General features: G+C 48.7%; 13 protein-coding genes. 1 reads left to right on the top strand and 12 read right to left on the bottom strand.

The features are described from left to right. Window positions 1-155 precede the first annotated feature (155 nt). The 12 genes from IEX02_RS10355 to acs form a co-directional block, all read right to left on the bottom strand. A complete protein-coding gene (locus tag IEX02_RS10355) occupies window positions 156-377 on the bottom strand; it encodes a DUF2835 family protein (RefSeq protein ID WP_188694364.1) in 222 nt (73 codons plus the stop codon). Next, window positions 374-2965 carry an aminopeptidase N gene (gene pepN / locus IEX02_RS10350; protein ID WP_188694361.1) on the bottom strand — a complete coding sequence of 864 codons (2592 nt, stop codon included), beginning with the start codon at window positions 2963-2965 and terminating at the stop codon, window positions 374-376. Before pepN ends, IEX02_RS10355 begins: the two co-directional genes overlap by 4 nt. Window positions 2966-3046: 81 nt before the next feature. After that, a complete protein-coding gene (gene nhaC / locus IEX02_RS10345) occupies window positions 3047-4501 on the bottom strand; it encodes a Na+/H+ antiporter NhaC (RefSeq protein WP_188694358.1) in 1455 nt (484 codons plus the stop codon). Window positions 4502-4605: 104 nt separating this feature from the next. Further along, on the bottom strand, window positions 4606-5940 hold the full coding sequence (locus IEX02_RS10340; protein ID WP_188694356.1) for a sodium-dependent transporter: 1335 nt from the start codon (window positions 5938-5940) through the stop codon (window positions 4606-4608). 164 nt (window positions 5941-6104) lie between these two features. Beyond that, window positions 6105-8147 (bottom strand): carboxy terminal-processing peptidase, encoded by a 2043-nt coding sequence (gene prc, locus IEX02_RS10335; RefSeq protein WP_188694353.1) that lies wholly within the window; start codon window positions 8145-8147, stop codon window positions 6105-6107. A gap of 3 nt (window positions 8148-8150) precedes the next feature. After that, the gene (gene proQ, locus IEX02_RS10330) at window positions 8151-8846 is read right to left on the bottom strand and encodes an RNA chaperone ProQ (RefSeq protein WP_188694350.1); all 696 of its coding nucleotides are present in this window, start codon (window positions 8844-8846) and stop codon (window positions 8151-8153) included. A gap of 17 nt (window positions 8847-8863) precedes the next feature. Further along, complete coding sequence (locus IEX02_RS10325) at window positions 8864-9157, bottom strand: hypothetical protein (protein ID WP_188694348.1); 294 nt, start codon at window positions 9155-9157, stop codon at window positions 8864-8866. Next, a complete protein-coding gene (gene msrC, locus IEX02_RS10320) occupies window positions 9154-9618 on the bottom strand; it encodes a free L-methionine (R)-S-oxide reductase MsrC (RefSeq protein WP_188694344.1) in 465 nt (154 codons plus the stop codon). The genes IEX02_RS10325 and msrC overlap by 4 nt, the downstream gene beginning before the upstream one ends. Window positions 9619-9751: 133 nt before the next feature. After that, on the bottom strand, window positions 9752-10432 hold the full coding sequence (locus IEX02_RS10315) for an SIMPL domain-containing protein (RefSeq protein ID WP_188694342.1): 681 nt from the start codon (window positions 10430-10432) through the stop codon (window positions 9752-9754). Between the two features lie 95 nt (window positions 10433-10527). Next, window positions 10528-10776, bottom strand: a complete 249-nt coding sequence (locus tag IEX02_RS10310; protein ID WP_188694338.1) for a DUF3862 domain-containing protein — start codon at window positions 10774-10776, stop codon at window positions 10528-10530. Between the two features lie 63 nt (window positions 10777-10839). After that, window positions 10840-11517, bottom strand: a complete 678-nt coding sequence (locus IEX02_RS10305) for a LuxR C-terminal-related transcriptional regulator (RefSeq protein WP_188694336.1) — start codon at window positions 11515-11517, stop codon at window positions 10840-10842. Window positions 11518-11604: 87 nt separating this feature from the next. Continuing rightward, window positions 11605-13548 (bottom strand): acetate--CoA ligase, encoded by a 1944-nt coding sequence (acs, locus tag IEX02_RS10300; protein WP_188694333.1) that lies wholly within the window; start codon window positions 13546-13548, stop codon window positions 11605-11607. Between the two features lie 239 nt (window positions 13549-13787). Between acs and IEX02_RS10295 the strand changes: the two genes are divergently transcribed. Continuing rightward, a complete protein-coding gene (locus IEX02_RS10295) occupies window positions 13788-14945 on the top strand; it encodes a DcaP family trimeric outer membrane transporter (RefSeq protein WP_188694330.1) in 1158 nt (385 codons plus the stop codon). Window positions 14946-15010: the final 65 nt, after the last annotated feature.

Below are 15010 nucleotides of genomic sequence, written 5' to 3'. Positions count from 1 at the left end.
CCGCAGATGTAAGCAGGTAACCAGTGGTCCCACTGGCATTTTTACAAAATGATTACATCATTTTAGCTTATTATCAAGAACTAATCGTACCAGTTGAGGAGTATCAATATATCCATATAAATCATAACGTTGAAACGGTTAAGTCGAACAATAATTCAACTTACCCGTTCAAGAGAATGGATTTTATTCTGCTCATTCACCATGAGCCGGAAACGCCCTTGAAGTCCTTGCATTTCCACATAGGGACGCAAATTGGCAACCGGCAACTGCACTCGCTCTCCTGAGTCGGTACGCACGATCATATTCTGTACCGTCCCCAAATAGAGAGGACGGCACTCTTCGTAGCTTAGTCGAAGATTAAAAAAATAGATCTTCAATTCAACGCCTTATCCGTCGAAGTAGCCAAATGCAGTGCTTTGCTGACCTTTTCATACAAATCTCTGCTTAAAGGCTCATGATTCAGTAAACGGGCTAACTGCTGAACGATCAGATCCTGCCTGGTGCTATCCAAATGGCTAAAGCCCAACATCGGGGTAATTAAACGTGACGCCACCTGCGGATTCACTGCATCCAATTTCATCAGGTAGTCGGTAACAAAGCGGTATCCGCTGCCATCGGCGGCATGAAAACCGGCTGTATTGTAAAATGCAAAACTACCAATTAATGCGCGTACCTTATTGGGGTTGTTGATGCTGTACATGGCATGGCCGGTCAACAACTGCAAGGACGCCAAGCTATTTGGATGCTGCCGGCTGCCATGCAAGGCAAACCATTTATCCATCACCAGCGAATCCTGTCCCCAACGTTGTTCAAAATCTTGCATCAAAGGCTCGAACAACCTGTGATTTGCACTTTGACAGGCCCGCAGTATCGCCAGTGTGTCACTCATGTTGTCGCTATGCTGATAACCCTGTTGCAGTATCGCTTCACTGTCCGGCAACTCTGCCAGATAGGTTAAACAAACGGCCTTAAGGCGTCGTAGCTGCACCTGTTCCCGTTGATAAGCGTAAGACTGATCCGGTGCCACTTTAATCAGTGACTTCCACTGCCCTGCAAATGCTTCTGCTAACTGCATTTTTACGCTGTGACGGGCTGCCAGCAGACTATCCACATGAATATGCGGCTTTTGCTGGGCCAAGGTTTCAAAGCTGGGTAAAGCCAGCATTTCAGCCGCTAAAGCGGGTTTTTCCGCCGCCACATCCAACGTACCCGAGAACAAGGCCAAAACGGCCTCCGGCAGCGAGCTATTTGCATCAGTGACACTTGCGTGGATTGACTCACTGAGCAACTGCTGCGCGGCATCCCAGCGTAAAAAATCATCCTGACCATAGAGTGCGGTTTTAAGCAGTTCCTGGCTATCTTGTGCAAAATCTACTTTCACAGGTGCACTGAAACCGGCCAGCACCGCCAGCGTGGGTTCACCCTTGCACGCTAATTCAAAACGCTGTGATGACTCGGTAAGTGACAAAATATGCTGCTGACTGCCTGTTTCATCGATTAATTCAATGGCAACCGGCATATGTAATGGCAGCTTATCCTGCTGGTCTGCGGTAGCTGGAGTATGCTGGCGCAGCGTTAAAGCGAATTGCTGGCGCTTGTCGTCATACAGGGTTTCAACCTCAACCCTGGGAGTGCCGGATTGACTGTACCAGCGGCGGAATAACGTTAAGTCTATGCCGTTCGCATCCTGCATGGCTTGGACAAAATCATCACAGGTTACCGCTTGGCCATCATGGCGGGCGATATACAAATCCATCCCCTGCCTGAACCCCGTTTCACCCAACAAGGTATGTAACATGCGGATCACTTCAGCGCCCTTATCGTATACGGTCACCGAATAGAAATTGTTCATCTCCATCACTTCTGCCGGACGAATGGGGTGTACCATGGGGCCGGCATCTTCGGCAAACTGATGTTCACGCATCACTTGCACTTGTTTTATCCGGACGATGGCAGGGTCTGCCATGTCGGCGCTGAATTGTTGATCGCGAAATACCGTCAGGCCTTCTTTAAGACTGAGCTGAAACCAGTCCCGACAAGTGACCCTGTTACCTGTCCAGTTATGGAAATACTCATGGGCGATGACAGATTCAATGTTGAAGTAGTCTTCATCCGTGGCCGAGGCCGGGTCGGCCAACACGAATTTACTATTGAAGACATTGAGGCCTTTGTTTTCCATCGCGCCCATGTTGAAGAAGTCGACCGCAACAATCATGTAGATATCCAGGTCATACTCCAGGCCATAGCGTTGCTCATCCCACAGCATGGCTTTTTTCAGGGATGCCATCGCATGCCCTGCCCGGCCAAGATTTCCTTTATCAACGAAAAGCTCTAGGGCGACCTGGCGACCACTTGCGGTGGTGAAACTGTCTTCCAGCAAATCAAAGTCACCGGCGACCAGGGCGAATAAATAACAGGGTTTGAAGAAGGGGTCTTCCCACAATACCCAATGCTTACCGTCGGGCAGCTCACCCTGACCAATCTTATTTCCATTGGATAACAAGTACGGATAAGTCTGCCTATCGGCGGTAATCTTCACCTGATACTTGGCCATGACATCCGGCCTGTCCATAAAATAAGTAATTTTACGAAAGCCCTCGGCTTCACATTGAGTGCAAAATGCCGATCCTGACTTATACAGTCCTTCCAACGATGTATTATTAAGTGGATCAATATGCGTCACGATGCGCAGTTCAAACTCATCAGGCACGTTTTCTAAGCACAGCCCCTTTTCCGTCGCCTGGGCAGATACCGTCTCACCATTAATCTCAACGGATACCAGTTGTAACTTTTCACCATCCAATATCAGGGGATGACTGTGTGTCCCTTGACGGCGAACTTTACTGACAGCCGTGACCCGAGTTTGGGTATCATGCAGTTCGAAATCCAGAAAAAGCGCAGGGATTAAGAAGTCTGGCTGACGATAATCGGCAAGTTTCATGGCTTGAGGACGGGCTGCGGACATAACGACTCCTTAACGCTAAATTTGCAACAGAGAATAGCAAAACCTCCACAAAATCGGTGGAGGTTTAATGGTAAACGAAGATTAGGCTTTATTTTCCTGCGGCATGGGAATGCGCAGTATTTTTATCCCCAGATAGGCATAAATAATCGCCAAAACCGGGCTTATCAAATTAAAGAATGCATAAAACAGGTAATTAAGCGGATCCACTTTTAAAACACTGTGCATATAAGCACCACAGGTATTCCAGGGAATAAGCGGCGATGTAATAGTGCCGCCATCTTCCAGGCTGCGTGACAGGTTCAACTGATGCAGGCCGCGCTTGGCGAATTCATCTTTATACATGCGACCGGGCATAACGATAGACATATACTGATCGGCCGATATCAAGTTGGTACCAAAACATGTCAGAATTGTTCTTGATACCATGCCGCCGGCAGTTTTTGCACCATGTAGTAAGGTGGATACGGCACGCTTCAACAAACCGGTTTTTTCCAACACAGCCCCAAAGGATAAGGCACACATAATTAACCAGATAGTGTTTAACATGCTCGACATACCGCCGCCACTGAGCAAATCGTTCATATCCGGATTACCTGTGTCCAAACTAACCCCATCATAGAGGGCATGCCACACCACAGTGATATTGGCTAACCAGCCTTCGCGTCCCTCAGTGGCGAGTTTAGCAATCAGTTCTGGCTGAAAAATCACAGCCCATACACCGCCGAGTAATGCACCAATGGAAACAGCCGGAAACGCCGGGACCTTCCGCATCGCCAGCACTAGCAGAACAATTAAAGGAACAAGCAGGAGTGGTCCGACATTAAAGTTATTGGCCAGCATTTGCTGCATTTCCTGAATTTTTCCCATCGACGCCTGCTCAGAGGCATTCAGACCGATAAGTAAAAACAACACCAGAGCAATCACGAAGCTGGGAATGGTGGTCCAAAGCATATAACGGATATGTTCAAACAACTCGGTACCCGCGACCGCAGGTGCCAGGTTAGTTGTCTCAGAAAGCGGGGAGACTTTATCGCCGAAATAGGCCCCTGACACCACAGCGCCGGCGGTCACGGCTTCAGACATGCCCATCCCGTTGGACACCCCCATCAACGCTACCCCTACCGTTGCTGCCGTTGTCCAGGAGCTGCCAATACTCATGGCCACGATGGCACAAATCAGGCAACTGGCGGCGTAAAACACCGATGGACTCAGTAGTTCCAGGCCGTAGTATATAAGCGTGGGCACGGTGCCGGCCAACAGCCAGGTACCAATCAAAGAGCCCACGGCCAACAAAATCAGCACGGCTCCAAGAGACAAGGAGATGCCATGCACGATTCCGGCTTCAATTTCCCGCCAACTGTAGCCATTTTTGATCCCAATCAAGGCGGCAATCCCCATGGCGATCAACAATGCAATCTGGTTGGGGCCGTATGACGAGTTATCGGAGAACAGGATTACCGACGACGCCAGTAAACCAACCAACACCACGATAGGGATCATGGCGTCAAGTAATGAGGGTTGTCTTGGGTTTGACATTTTAATAATTACTCCAAGCATCCAGCACAGACTTTAGTCTGCAGCGACCGGATAAACAGGCGGCTTATAGGCACCGCCGTTCAACATTTACAGAGAAGGTGATTCTATTGTATCGAGCGATAGAACATCAAAATGATGATTACCGGACAAACAAAGCGCACATACCAAGGCCAAATCTTCCAGAACAGTCCTTGATGTGCCTGAGGGTCACTGGCTTGCAACTCTTTGAGGATCTCGTTTCGTTTCCACACCCAGCCGGCGAAGATGCATAACACCATGCCAAGTAAGGGCTGGCTGTATTCGGTGGTAAGTGAAATCACTAAACCAAACAATGCGCCAAAATTCAGTGCAATAACCACACTGCAAATGAAAATACCGGCGGCAATAATCCACACCGCCCGGCGACGTTCAATTCCTTTGTTTTCCACCACATAGGCTACCGGCACTTCAAGCATGGAAATAGAGGATGTCAGGGCGGCAATGATCATCAGTGCAAAGAACGCCAGGGCCACCGCATTGCCAGCGGCACCCATAGTGTCGAACAAGGCGGGTAACACGGTAAATATCAGGGTATCACCGTCAATTAGCTCGCCAGCGTCGGAAAAGATTTGTACACCATTATGCAGCGCCACATACATGGCAGGAATAATCAGTAAGCCAGCTAAAATCGCCACGCCAATATCGACTAGGGCCACCGAAGCCCCTAAGCTGGGGAGCTTTTCATGGCGTCCGACATAGGAACCGTACACCAACATGGTCCCTACCCCTAAGGACATAGAGAAAAACGCTTGCCCCATGGCGCTGATCAATAGATCAGGACTCCAGACTTTAGAGAAATCAGGCACCAGGTAAACCTTAAGTCCTTGCATAGCGCCGTCCAGCGTCATTACATAACCAATAAGTAGCATGATAATGACAAACAAAGTGGGCATCAGGCGTACCGACCATTTTTCGATACCTTTGCTGACACCACCTGTCACTATGCCGGCCGTTAGCAACATAAACAAACCGCAACAAATCAGATTACGAGGGGTAGAAAACTCGGTGAGCCAACTGGCGAATTGGGTAAAGCCGGTTATATTGGCCAGGGCTTCAAGTCCATAAGCCAGCATCCATCCACCTACGATGGCATAAAACGCCAGGATCAAGGAGACGGTAACAATGCCCCATATACCCGTAGCCCGCCCAAGCCAATGACCGGAAATGCGGCCTAGCGCATCCACCATATTGGAACGTGTGGAACGTCCTATTAAGAGTTCTGCCATCAGTACCGGGTAGGCCAATACAAAGGCCAGAATCATATAAACCAGTACAAAAGCCGCACCGCCGTTGCTGGCGACCTGAGTTGGAAAGCCCCAGATATTCCCAAGCCCGACAGCAGAGCCTGCCGCAGCTAGGATAAACCCGAGCCTGGAAGAAAATTCCCCTCTTACACTCATCTTTCAAACCTTCGTTATTGTTATTGTCTTTTCTGTCGTTTAGCAGCCAGACTCAGGGGTTTCTGATGTCTGCTGTACTTCGCCTGTTAGGCTATTTTTGTGCATCACCTAGATAAAAACAGGGCTATGATGACATAGCCCTGATAGTGAAATGTGTTTATTAATTACTTGCTACGAATCGCGTATTTGCCGGTCCCTACTACATCGTAGGTAATGGCGGCCGCTTCATCGAGAATCGGATCAAGCTCATCCAGCGCTTCTGGTAAATCATCCAGATTTTCCACCTTGGCCAGTCCCATCCGGGTTAAGCGTTCATTTGCCCGGGCTAAGGCTTTCTGCTCGTTATCCTGCTTCTCTTTGCGTCGCTCAGATTCAACCAGCGAAATGGTTTTATCATCCTTACGCGCACGATATTCACTGATGTCTTCCAGAATATAGGCGAACTCGGGATCCTGTTGAATACGCGCTGCATGTTTGTCTGTCACTTCACGTACCGTTGAGCCTGTTTCACCAAAGGTAGTGTAGTTAGCACGCTGGATACTATCCCAGGGAAGCGCGTTTTCTTCACGGCTTTCGCCCCATTCGGACGGCTCTACCGCTGAAGGGAACAACACATCAGGTACAACCCCTTTGTGTTGCGTACTACCACCGTTGATACGATAGAACTTTGCAATAGTGATCTGCACGCTACCTAAAGGATTATCGTACAAGTCATAAATTCGGCCGAGGCCGCGATGCTGTTGTACCGTCCCTTTACCGAAGGTTTGCTCTCCGACTATCAAGGCACGTCCGTAATCCTGCATCGCCGCAGCAAAAATCTCAGAGGCTGAGGCGCTGTATCGGTCAACCAATACGGTTAATGGCCCATCATAGTAAACAATACCATCGTTATCCCGCTCTTCACGGATACGACCGGCACTATCCCGAATCTGTACCACAGGTCCTTTGTCAATAAACAAGCCGGTCAACTGCGTCGCTTCTGATAACGAACCGCCGCCGTTGCCACGTAAATCAACAATCACGCCTTCAACGTTCTCACTCTTAAGTGAATCTAATTCCTTACGTACATCTTCATGTAAGTTATTGTAAAAAGAGGGAATAGAAATCACCCCAAGTTTCTGACCTTTATTCGGACCAGACTCAGGCACATAGACTTCTGACTTGGCCGCCCGGTCTTCAAGCTTAATCTTATCGCGGGTCAGGCTGACAACTTCCGGTGCCGCGCTGTCTGATGCCGTCCCTTTAAGCACTTGTAACCTGACAATACTGCCCTTGGGACCTTTAATTAGATCCACCACTTCGTCCAAGCGCCAGCCCACGACATCAACAAACTCTTCATCATCCTGCGCCACACCAATAATGCGGTCTTCAGGTTTAATTTGTTTCGACAAGTCAGCCGGTCCGCCAGGTACGACAGAACGGATTACGGTATGGTCATCCAACGACTGTAATACCGCACCGATCCCTTCAAAAGACAGATTCATATCCATCTGGAAACGTTCGGCATTGCGCGGCGATAAATAACTGGTATGGGCCTCAATGGTCCGGGCAAAGGAATTCATTAAGGTCTGGAAGACGTCTTCACTCTCAGTCTGCTGCAAACGTTTAATGGCGCGCTCGTAGCGTTTATTGAGCAGGTCCTTGATACCCGCGTCGTCTTTACCTGCCATTTTTAGATTTAAGGCATCGTATTTAACTCGCTGACGCCAAAGCTCGTTGAGCTCGGCAATGTCTTTCGGCCAATCCGCATCTTCACGATTGAACTCGAGTACATCACCGGCTTTTTCGAAATCAAAGCTACCTTCCAGCAACGACAACGCATATTCGTAACGTTCAACACGACGCTTGAGATTTTGCTGATAGATGTCATACGCCCCAACCAGTTGCCCGCGCTCCAGTGCATCATCAAAACTCTGGCGATACTTTTCCAACGCCGCGACATCTGCTGCGGTAAATACATTTTTATTGGGATCTAAAGCCTTCAGAAATCGATCATACACCCGCCCTGACAGGGCATCATTGAGCTCAATTTCTTTATAGTGCGCACGGGTAAACAACGAAGATATTCGCTTCGTTGCTACCGCATGCTGCGATTCCTGCTCCAAAGTTGGTAAATCATGGGCACTGGGGGTAGTAGCTACCGCGCCTGCGCCATAACTTGCTGCCAGCAAAGCTGCAGCCACTGAAACCTGAATCGCATTTTTCATATTTTACCTCTTGGGACGAGCCAATCTCAGGCTGTCGGCCGGTACTTTAACAACCATGCCTGAGTTCAACTGGACATGTACACCGTCTTTGCCAACTTCATTAATAGTACCCGGCATTGGAGTTTTACCAATTTTTACTGTTACTTGCGTACCTGCCACCAGATCAGTATCGCTCAATTTTTCCGGTGGTGGTCGCTTAATTGGTTTACTCTGAGAGGAATTAGTTCCCTGAACACCGTTTCTGCCGGCAGATTTACTCTGTTCAGCCCCCGGTTTTTCAGGGTTGTGGTCGTTTTTGTTGCCAGCAGGCTTTTTGTAACGAGGTTTTGCATCCTGACGATTTTTGGCCTGCTCTTTACGTTTGTCGGCAACGCGTTGCTTGCTTTCCGCCAATTGCTGCTGTGCATGTTCTGCGTGCTGTTTCTCAATAACGGCATCTTGATTGCCATCAAGGTCAACTCGATGCGCCCCTTCCACAACAGCGTGCAAATAACGCCAACTGCTGGTGTAGTGGCGTAACGATGCACGCAACAAGGTTTTACTTACCCTTTCGTCATTTTCCAGACGCTCAACGAGATCTTGAAAAATACCAACTTTAAGGGGTTTAGCCTGGCCTTCGAGGCTGAAGCAGGCGGGAAAGGTGTCAGCCAAGAAACTGATGACGTCTTTGCTGTTTGAAAACTTCTGTGGGCTATCCATTCGCTTATTTCTAACGGTTAATCTAAGTGTGCGCCAGGGTGCTCATCATCCCAAGTTGCCATTAGTTGGTCAACCCAGTCGTAAAGCTCCTGCTCGTCTATATCTAATAAATACTGATCCTGATACCAGGTTTCCCAGATATGTTGCATCATCAGTTCAAGCTGATGCGTATCAATATCTTCATCGGCTTGTGCATACAGATAGTGCAACAGCTCATTGAGTCGATCTGCTGCTTCACCTGCCTGCTCATCCCAAAATTCCATGTCGGCCGGTGTAGCCAATACCACATGGATATCTATCATTGACTTCACGCCATGGCATCCTGCAGCGCAAGAACGACTTGCTGTAACCCTTCTAGGTCGTCCTGATCAAAACGGGCCAGGCTGGGACTGTCAATATCCAACACGCCAGCAAGTTGTCCGTTGAGATAAAAAGGTAGAACGACTTCTGAATTAGATGCCGCGTCACAAGCGATATGTCCTTCGAACTGATGCACATCTTGCACCAATTGAGGCTGCTGTAGCTTGGCTGCCGTCCCGCATACGCCTCTCCCCATGGGGATACGTACACAAGCAGGCTTACCCTGGAACGGCCCTAACACCAATTCATCATCTTGGCGCAAATAGAAACCCGCCCAATTTATATCGGGCAAATGCATCCACAACAAGGCACTGAGGTTGGCTAAGTTAGCAATCAAATCCCTTTCTCCGTTCATCAGTCCTTGGGCCTGCTGAACGACTTCCCGGTAGAGTTCTGATTTAATCTTTGGCATGGTCTGAGAAAACTCTTGTACAAGGCCGCACAAGGTACTGCTAAACCTGCCAAATTAAAACCCCTTTCTTGCAACACTTATGCACAAATAAGAAAGGGGCTGAATCAGCCCCTTGTCTTTGTTCTTCACAGTTTCATTGAATTAACTCAAACTTCACTTGCACCTGGGCGTTGATATTCATCTCACCCGCCATGCTACCGGACGCATCTTTCATCATCATACGAGACTCTAGCATAACCGGAGAAGGTCGATAGCTGGACGCTTCATTGATGGAAAGCACCTTGCCTACCTTGGCACCCAAACTGGCTGCCAACTTCTCGGCACGCAACTCGGCATTTTTCACTGCCAGCTCTAAGGCACTAAGATAAAGATCTTGCTGATTCTCGACATTATGTTGAAAGCCGTCGATACGGGTCGCACCTAGTTTCAACACGCCGTCGAGCACTTTATCGTACAAATTGAGTTCTCTCAGACTGACCCGAATCTGCCTGGCCAGTACGAAGCCTTTTTGCTCGGAGCCCTTATCTGAGTGTTCGTACCAAGGATAGAGCTGAACATGTAAGGATTGAATATCCTTCTCTTTCACGCCCTGCTTAAGCAAAAAGTTCACCAGCTTACTGGTTTTGTCGCTCACCTCGCTATTGAGTTTGGCCACAACCGGGCCCTTTTCCTCAACATACAGGCTGAACTGGAACAAATCCGGCACCGCACTTACGTTAGACTGACCCACCACACTGATAGCATTTTCCTGCTCTTGCGCTACCGCAGACATAGATGCACCAGCCAACAGCAATACAGCAATCAATTTTTTCATGCAAATTCCTTAGTGAATGAAACTGATGCCAGTATGGCGTTTTAGCCTGAACCAAGTATGAACTTAAGTTAGCTCGATGCTGATAAGCAGCGAAGCTACAGGCCATTTTGATTAAAATAGACCGCTGCACCGGCAACAAAGTTTACCTGAATATGGCGCCCATCCCTGTTACCCCAGATACACTCCCGGTTGGCCACCAGATCCTCACAATGATCGGCGTTACCAAGAATATCCATCACCTCTCGGTAACTCATTCCCGCTTTGAGTTGGTCATAGTTGGACAGGGTTAACTTAGAGCAAGCGCTAAGGCTCAGAAGTGTCAAAAGCAAGATAAGCTGTCTCATACGCATTCCTTTTGTACTGTTGTCCCCATTCATATAGCACAAAATTTACGCGTCAGATGTAAATCAGCTTTCCTTGCCTACCTCTTCTTGTGCGCTCTTGCCAGGTGGTTCTAACTGCAGCTTTTCTGCCAACAATACCGCTTGGATTCGACTATAAACATCCAGTTTACGGAAGATGGCAGTAACGTGGGCCTTTACCGTAGCCTCAGTAATACCTAACTCATAGGCTATCTGCTTGTTCAACAGGCCGTTGTGGATCAGATACAACACTTTGTATTGTTGGGGGGTGAGATCAGCGACTTTCTGCGCCAGGTCTCTATCCTCTTCGCTGATTTTTTGGATCTTGTCGCGCAGTGCTTCCGGAACCCAGTTGTCGCCCTCAAGAATGCTATTGATTGCAGCGGCAATTTGTTCCGAAGAGGAAGATTTAGGAATAAAACCCAATGCCCCAAACCCCATAACCTTAGAGACGACCTCCAGGCTCTCGCTACCGGAAATCACCGCAACAGGGACAGTGGGGAAATCCTGCCGAACACGAATAAGACCATAGAGATCGCCAGAACCGGGCATATGCAGGTCAAGCAACACTAAATCCACATCATCGTGTTCACTTAACGCCTTGATGGTCGAATCCAGTGAATCTGATTGAACCAGTGATAAGGCAGGAAATTTTAGTTGCAATGCACTACCCAGTGCTTCCCTGAACAGGGGGTGGTCATCGGCAATCAAAAACTTGGCCATGGTGACTCCATTATGACAAGTGACAAAAGGCCGCCTGGCGGCGGCCTCTGACAGTGTCCGCTATTTTGCGCGTTGACACCAGATGAATCAGCGATTCAAACGCTTATCAATGAGTGAATCCACCACAGACGGATCCGCCAGGGTTGATGTATCACCGAGATTTTCAAACTCATTAGCCGCAATTTTACGCAAAATACGACGCATGATCTTGCCGGAGCGAGTCTTGGGCAGACCATGTGTCCATTGAATAAAATCAGGGGTTGCAATGGGGCTAAGGTCATCTCTTACCCATTGACGTACTTGCTTGGTCAGCTCGTCGGTAATTTCCACGCCATCGGTAGGCAACAGATAAACGTAGATCCCCTGTCCTTTAATGTCATGGGGGTACCCCACCACAGCAGCCTCAGCAACGGCTGGGTGTCCCACCAACGAACTTTCAATCTCTGCCGTACCCAGACGGTGGCCCGATACGTTCAGAACATCATCTACACGCCCAGTGATCCAATAGTAACCGTCTTCATCTCGACGTGCGCCATCACCTGTAAAGTACAGATTGTCATAGGTACTGAAATAGGTCTGCTCAAACCTTGCATGGTCACCCCACACGGTTCTTGCCTGACCTGGCCAGGAGTCCTTGATAACCAGGTTACCTTCGGTAGCGCCATCCAGGAATTTTCCTTCCGCATCAACCAACGCAGGTTGTATACCAAAGAACGGGCGAGTAGCAGAGCCAGGTTTTAAATCCGTAGCACCAGGCAGTGGTGTGATCATTATGCCGCCGGTTTCTGTCTGCCACCAGGTATCCACGATAGGACAGCGCTTATCGCCAATTTTGTCGTGGTACCACTCCCAGGCTTCAGGGTTAATAGGCTCGCCAACACTGCCGAGCAAACGCAGGGTTTCGCGGCTGGTGCCTTCGGCAGGGAAATCCCCTTTAGCCATCAGGGCACGAATAGCTGTTGGTGCAGTGTAAAGAATATTAACCTTGTGCTTATCCACCACCTGCGCCATACGACGTACATCAGGATAAGTCGGTACCCCTTCAAACATCAGAGAAATGGCACCATTGGCAAATGGACCGTAAACAATGTAGCTGTGTCCGGTAATCCAGCCCACGTCTGCTGCACACCAGTAGACATCGCCGGGGTTATAGTCGAACACATACTGATGCGTCATGGATGCGTACACCAGGTAGCCACCCGTGGTATGCACCACACCTTTGGGCTGACCAGTGGACCCTGAGGTGTATAGCACAAACAAGGGGTCTTCGGCGTTCATGGCTTCTGGCTCGCAGCTTGTCGCACAACCAGCAACAGCATCATGCCACCACACATCACGCCCCTCTTGCATCAGGGTATCTTCCTGTAGCAATTGGCACACAATAACGTCTTTAATACTGCCTGTACCGTCTTTTTCCAAGGCTTTATCTACGTTGGCTTTAAGCGGTACTTTGTTGCCGCCACGACGGCCGTAGTTAGCGGTGATAACCAGCTTGGCCTGACAATCTTCAATACGATCAGCAATGGCATTCGGTGAGAAACCGCCGAAAATAACCGAGTGCACAGCACCGATTCGCGCACAAGCCAACATGGCATAAGCCGCTTCAGGGATCATTGGCATATAGATAATGACGCGATCACCTTTACTGACGCCCTTGGCCTTCATGGCATTTGCCAATTTGCACACTTCATCGTGCATTTGCTGGTAGCTGATGGTTTTATCAGAGGCAGGATCGTCACCTTCCCAAATAATGGCCGTGGCGTCTGGGTTGGTCTTCAGATGGCGATCTATACAGTTATAGCTGGCATTCAATTGCCCGTCGGCAAACCAATTAATTTTAACATTTCCCCGGGCAAAGCTGGTTGCTTTGACCTGACTGTATGGTTTGATCCAATCCAGTCTTTTGCCCTGTTCTGCCCAAAACCCTTCCGGGTCTTCCACTGACCATTTATACAAACGCAGATACTCTGCATTGTCGGCATGGGTGGCCCGATGTGGATAGGAAGAAACAGGATAAGTAGCATGCGACATTGTCAGATCTCCATGTAATTTTCGATGCAATACTAAGGAGCCGGCCCGGCTAAAGTATTAGACCATAGTCGTACAACATATGGTTAACACCAAATTAAAACAGGCATTACACCCCTTTAACAACAAGATTCCGGCGGTTAGCGGGAATTCTTCGACCTTGGTCGCTTAGACCATGGTCTGATTGAGCAGTTTGTCCTACTGAACAATTGTTAAGCAGACTTTGAACACGAGGAACTGCAATGAAAAGCATAACGAAGAGTCCCCTTGCCTACCTAATAAGCGCGCTGTTTTGTACCTCTGCCGCTCACGCGTCAGTATTGGAAGACACCAAATTCACTTTTGGTGGCTACGTTAAACTTGATGCCATTGCCAGCCAGTATTCCGACGGCAGTTTACCATCTGGTAATATTGGTCGTGACTTTTACATCCCAGGTCTAACGCCGGTTGGCGGCAATGATGAAGGCACAGCCTTTGACATGCACGCGCGTCAAACCCGTTTTAATTTCTCATCCAAAACCGCCTTGGAAAATGGCAAAACCTTGTCAACCAAGATTGAATTGGACTTTATGGCCACACCTAACGGTGATGAGCGGGTCAGTAACTCATACAGCCCGCGCTTACGTATTGCCACTATAGAGTATGATGGATGGTTGTTTGGTCAGACCTGGAGTACTTTCCAGGACGTCTCTGTTTTGCCAGAAAGCCTGGATTTCATCGGTACCACCGATGGAACCATCTTTGTTCGTCAAGCCATGATTCGATACAGCCATGGTGGTTTCCAAGTTGCTCTGGAAAACCCTGAAACCACAGTTACCCCATATGGTGGTGGTGGCCGCATAGTCACCGACGATAACTCTGTGCCCGATTTAGTCTTGCGTTATACCCATAAGGCTGACTGGGGTCATGTGTCAGGCGCAGCCCTTATCAGACAGCTGGCTTATGACAATGGCGTCAATATAGACACCACAGAAACCGCGGCGGCATTTAGTATTTCGGCTAAATTTAATATCGGCAAAGATGACATCAAGGTTATGTATAACGCCGGTTCAGGCATGGGTCGTTATCTGGCGATTAATGCTGCGAATGGCGCCGTGTTGAATGCTAATAACGAACTGGAAGCTATCGACTCAAGCGGTGGTTTTATTGCTTACCGTCACTGGTGGAATGATCAATGGCGCTCAACCCTAAGCTATTCTTTCTTTGATGCTGACAATGAGTTGGACTTAACCGGCACTGGTGTTACAGAAACAACCAGCAGAGTGGCCGTTAACGCCATCTACTCACCCACTAAGGCACTCAGTTTTGGATTGGAATATTCTCACTCCGAACGTGAACTGGAGAATGGCTTGGATGGTGATATGGACAGACTGCAATTTTCTGCCAAGTATGCGTTTTAGGCCTCCTCTTGCCTAAAGCCTGTTCGCCGGTATTTATAATTGATACCGGCGCTTTTATCGGTAAG

The sequence above is a fragment of the Bowmanella pacifica genome, assembly GCF_014645355.1.
Classification (GTDB): Bacteria; Pseudomonadota; Gammaproteobacteria; order Enterobacterales; family Alteromonadaceae; genus Bowmanella; species Bowmanella pacifica.
Note: the sequence above shows the minus strand (reverse complement) of the source record. Positions and strands in the feature narration are given on the sequence as shown.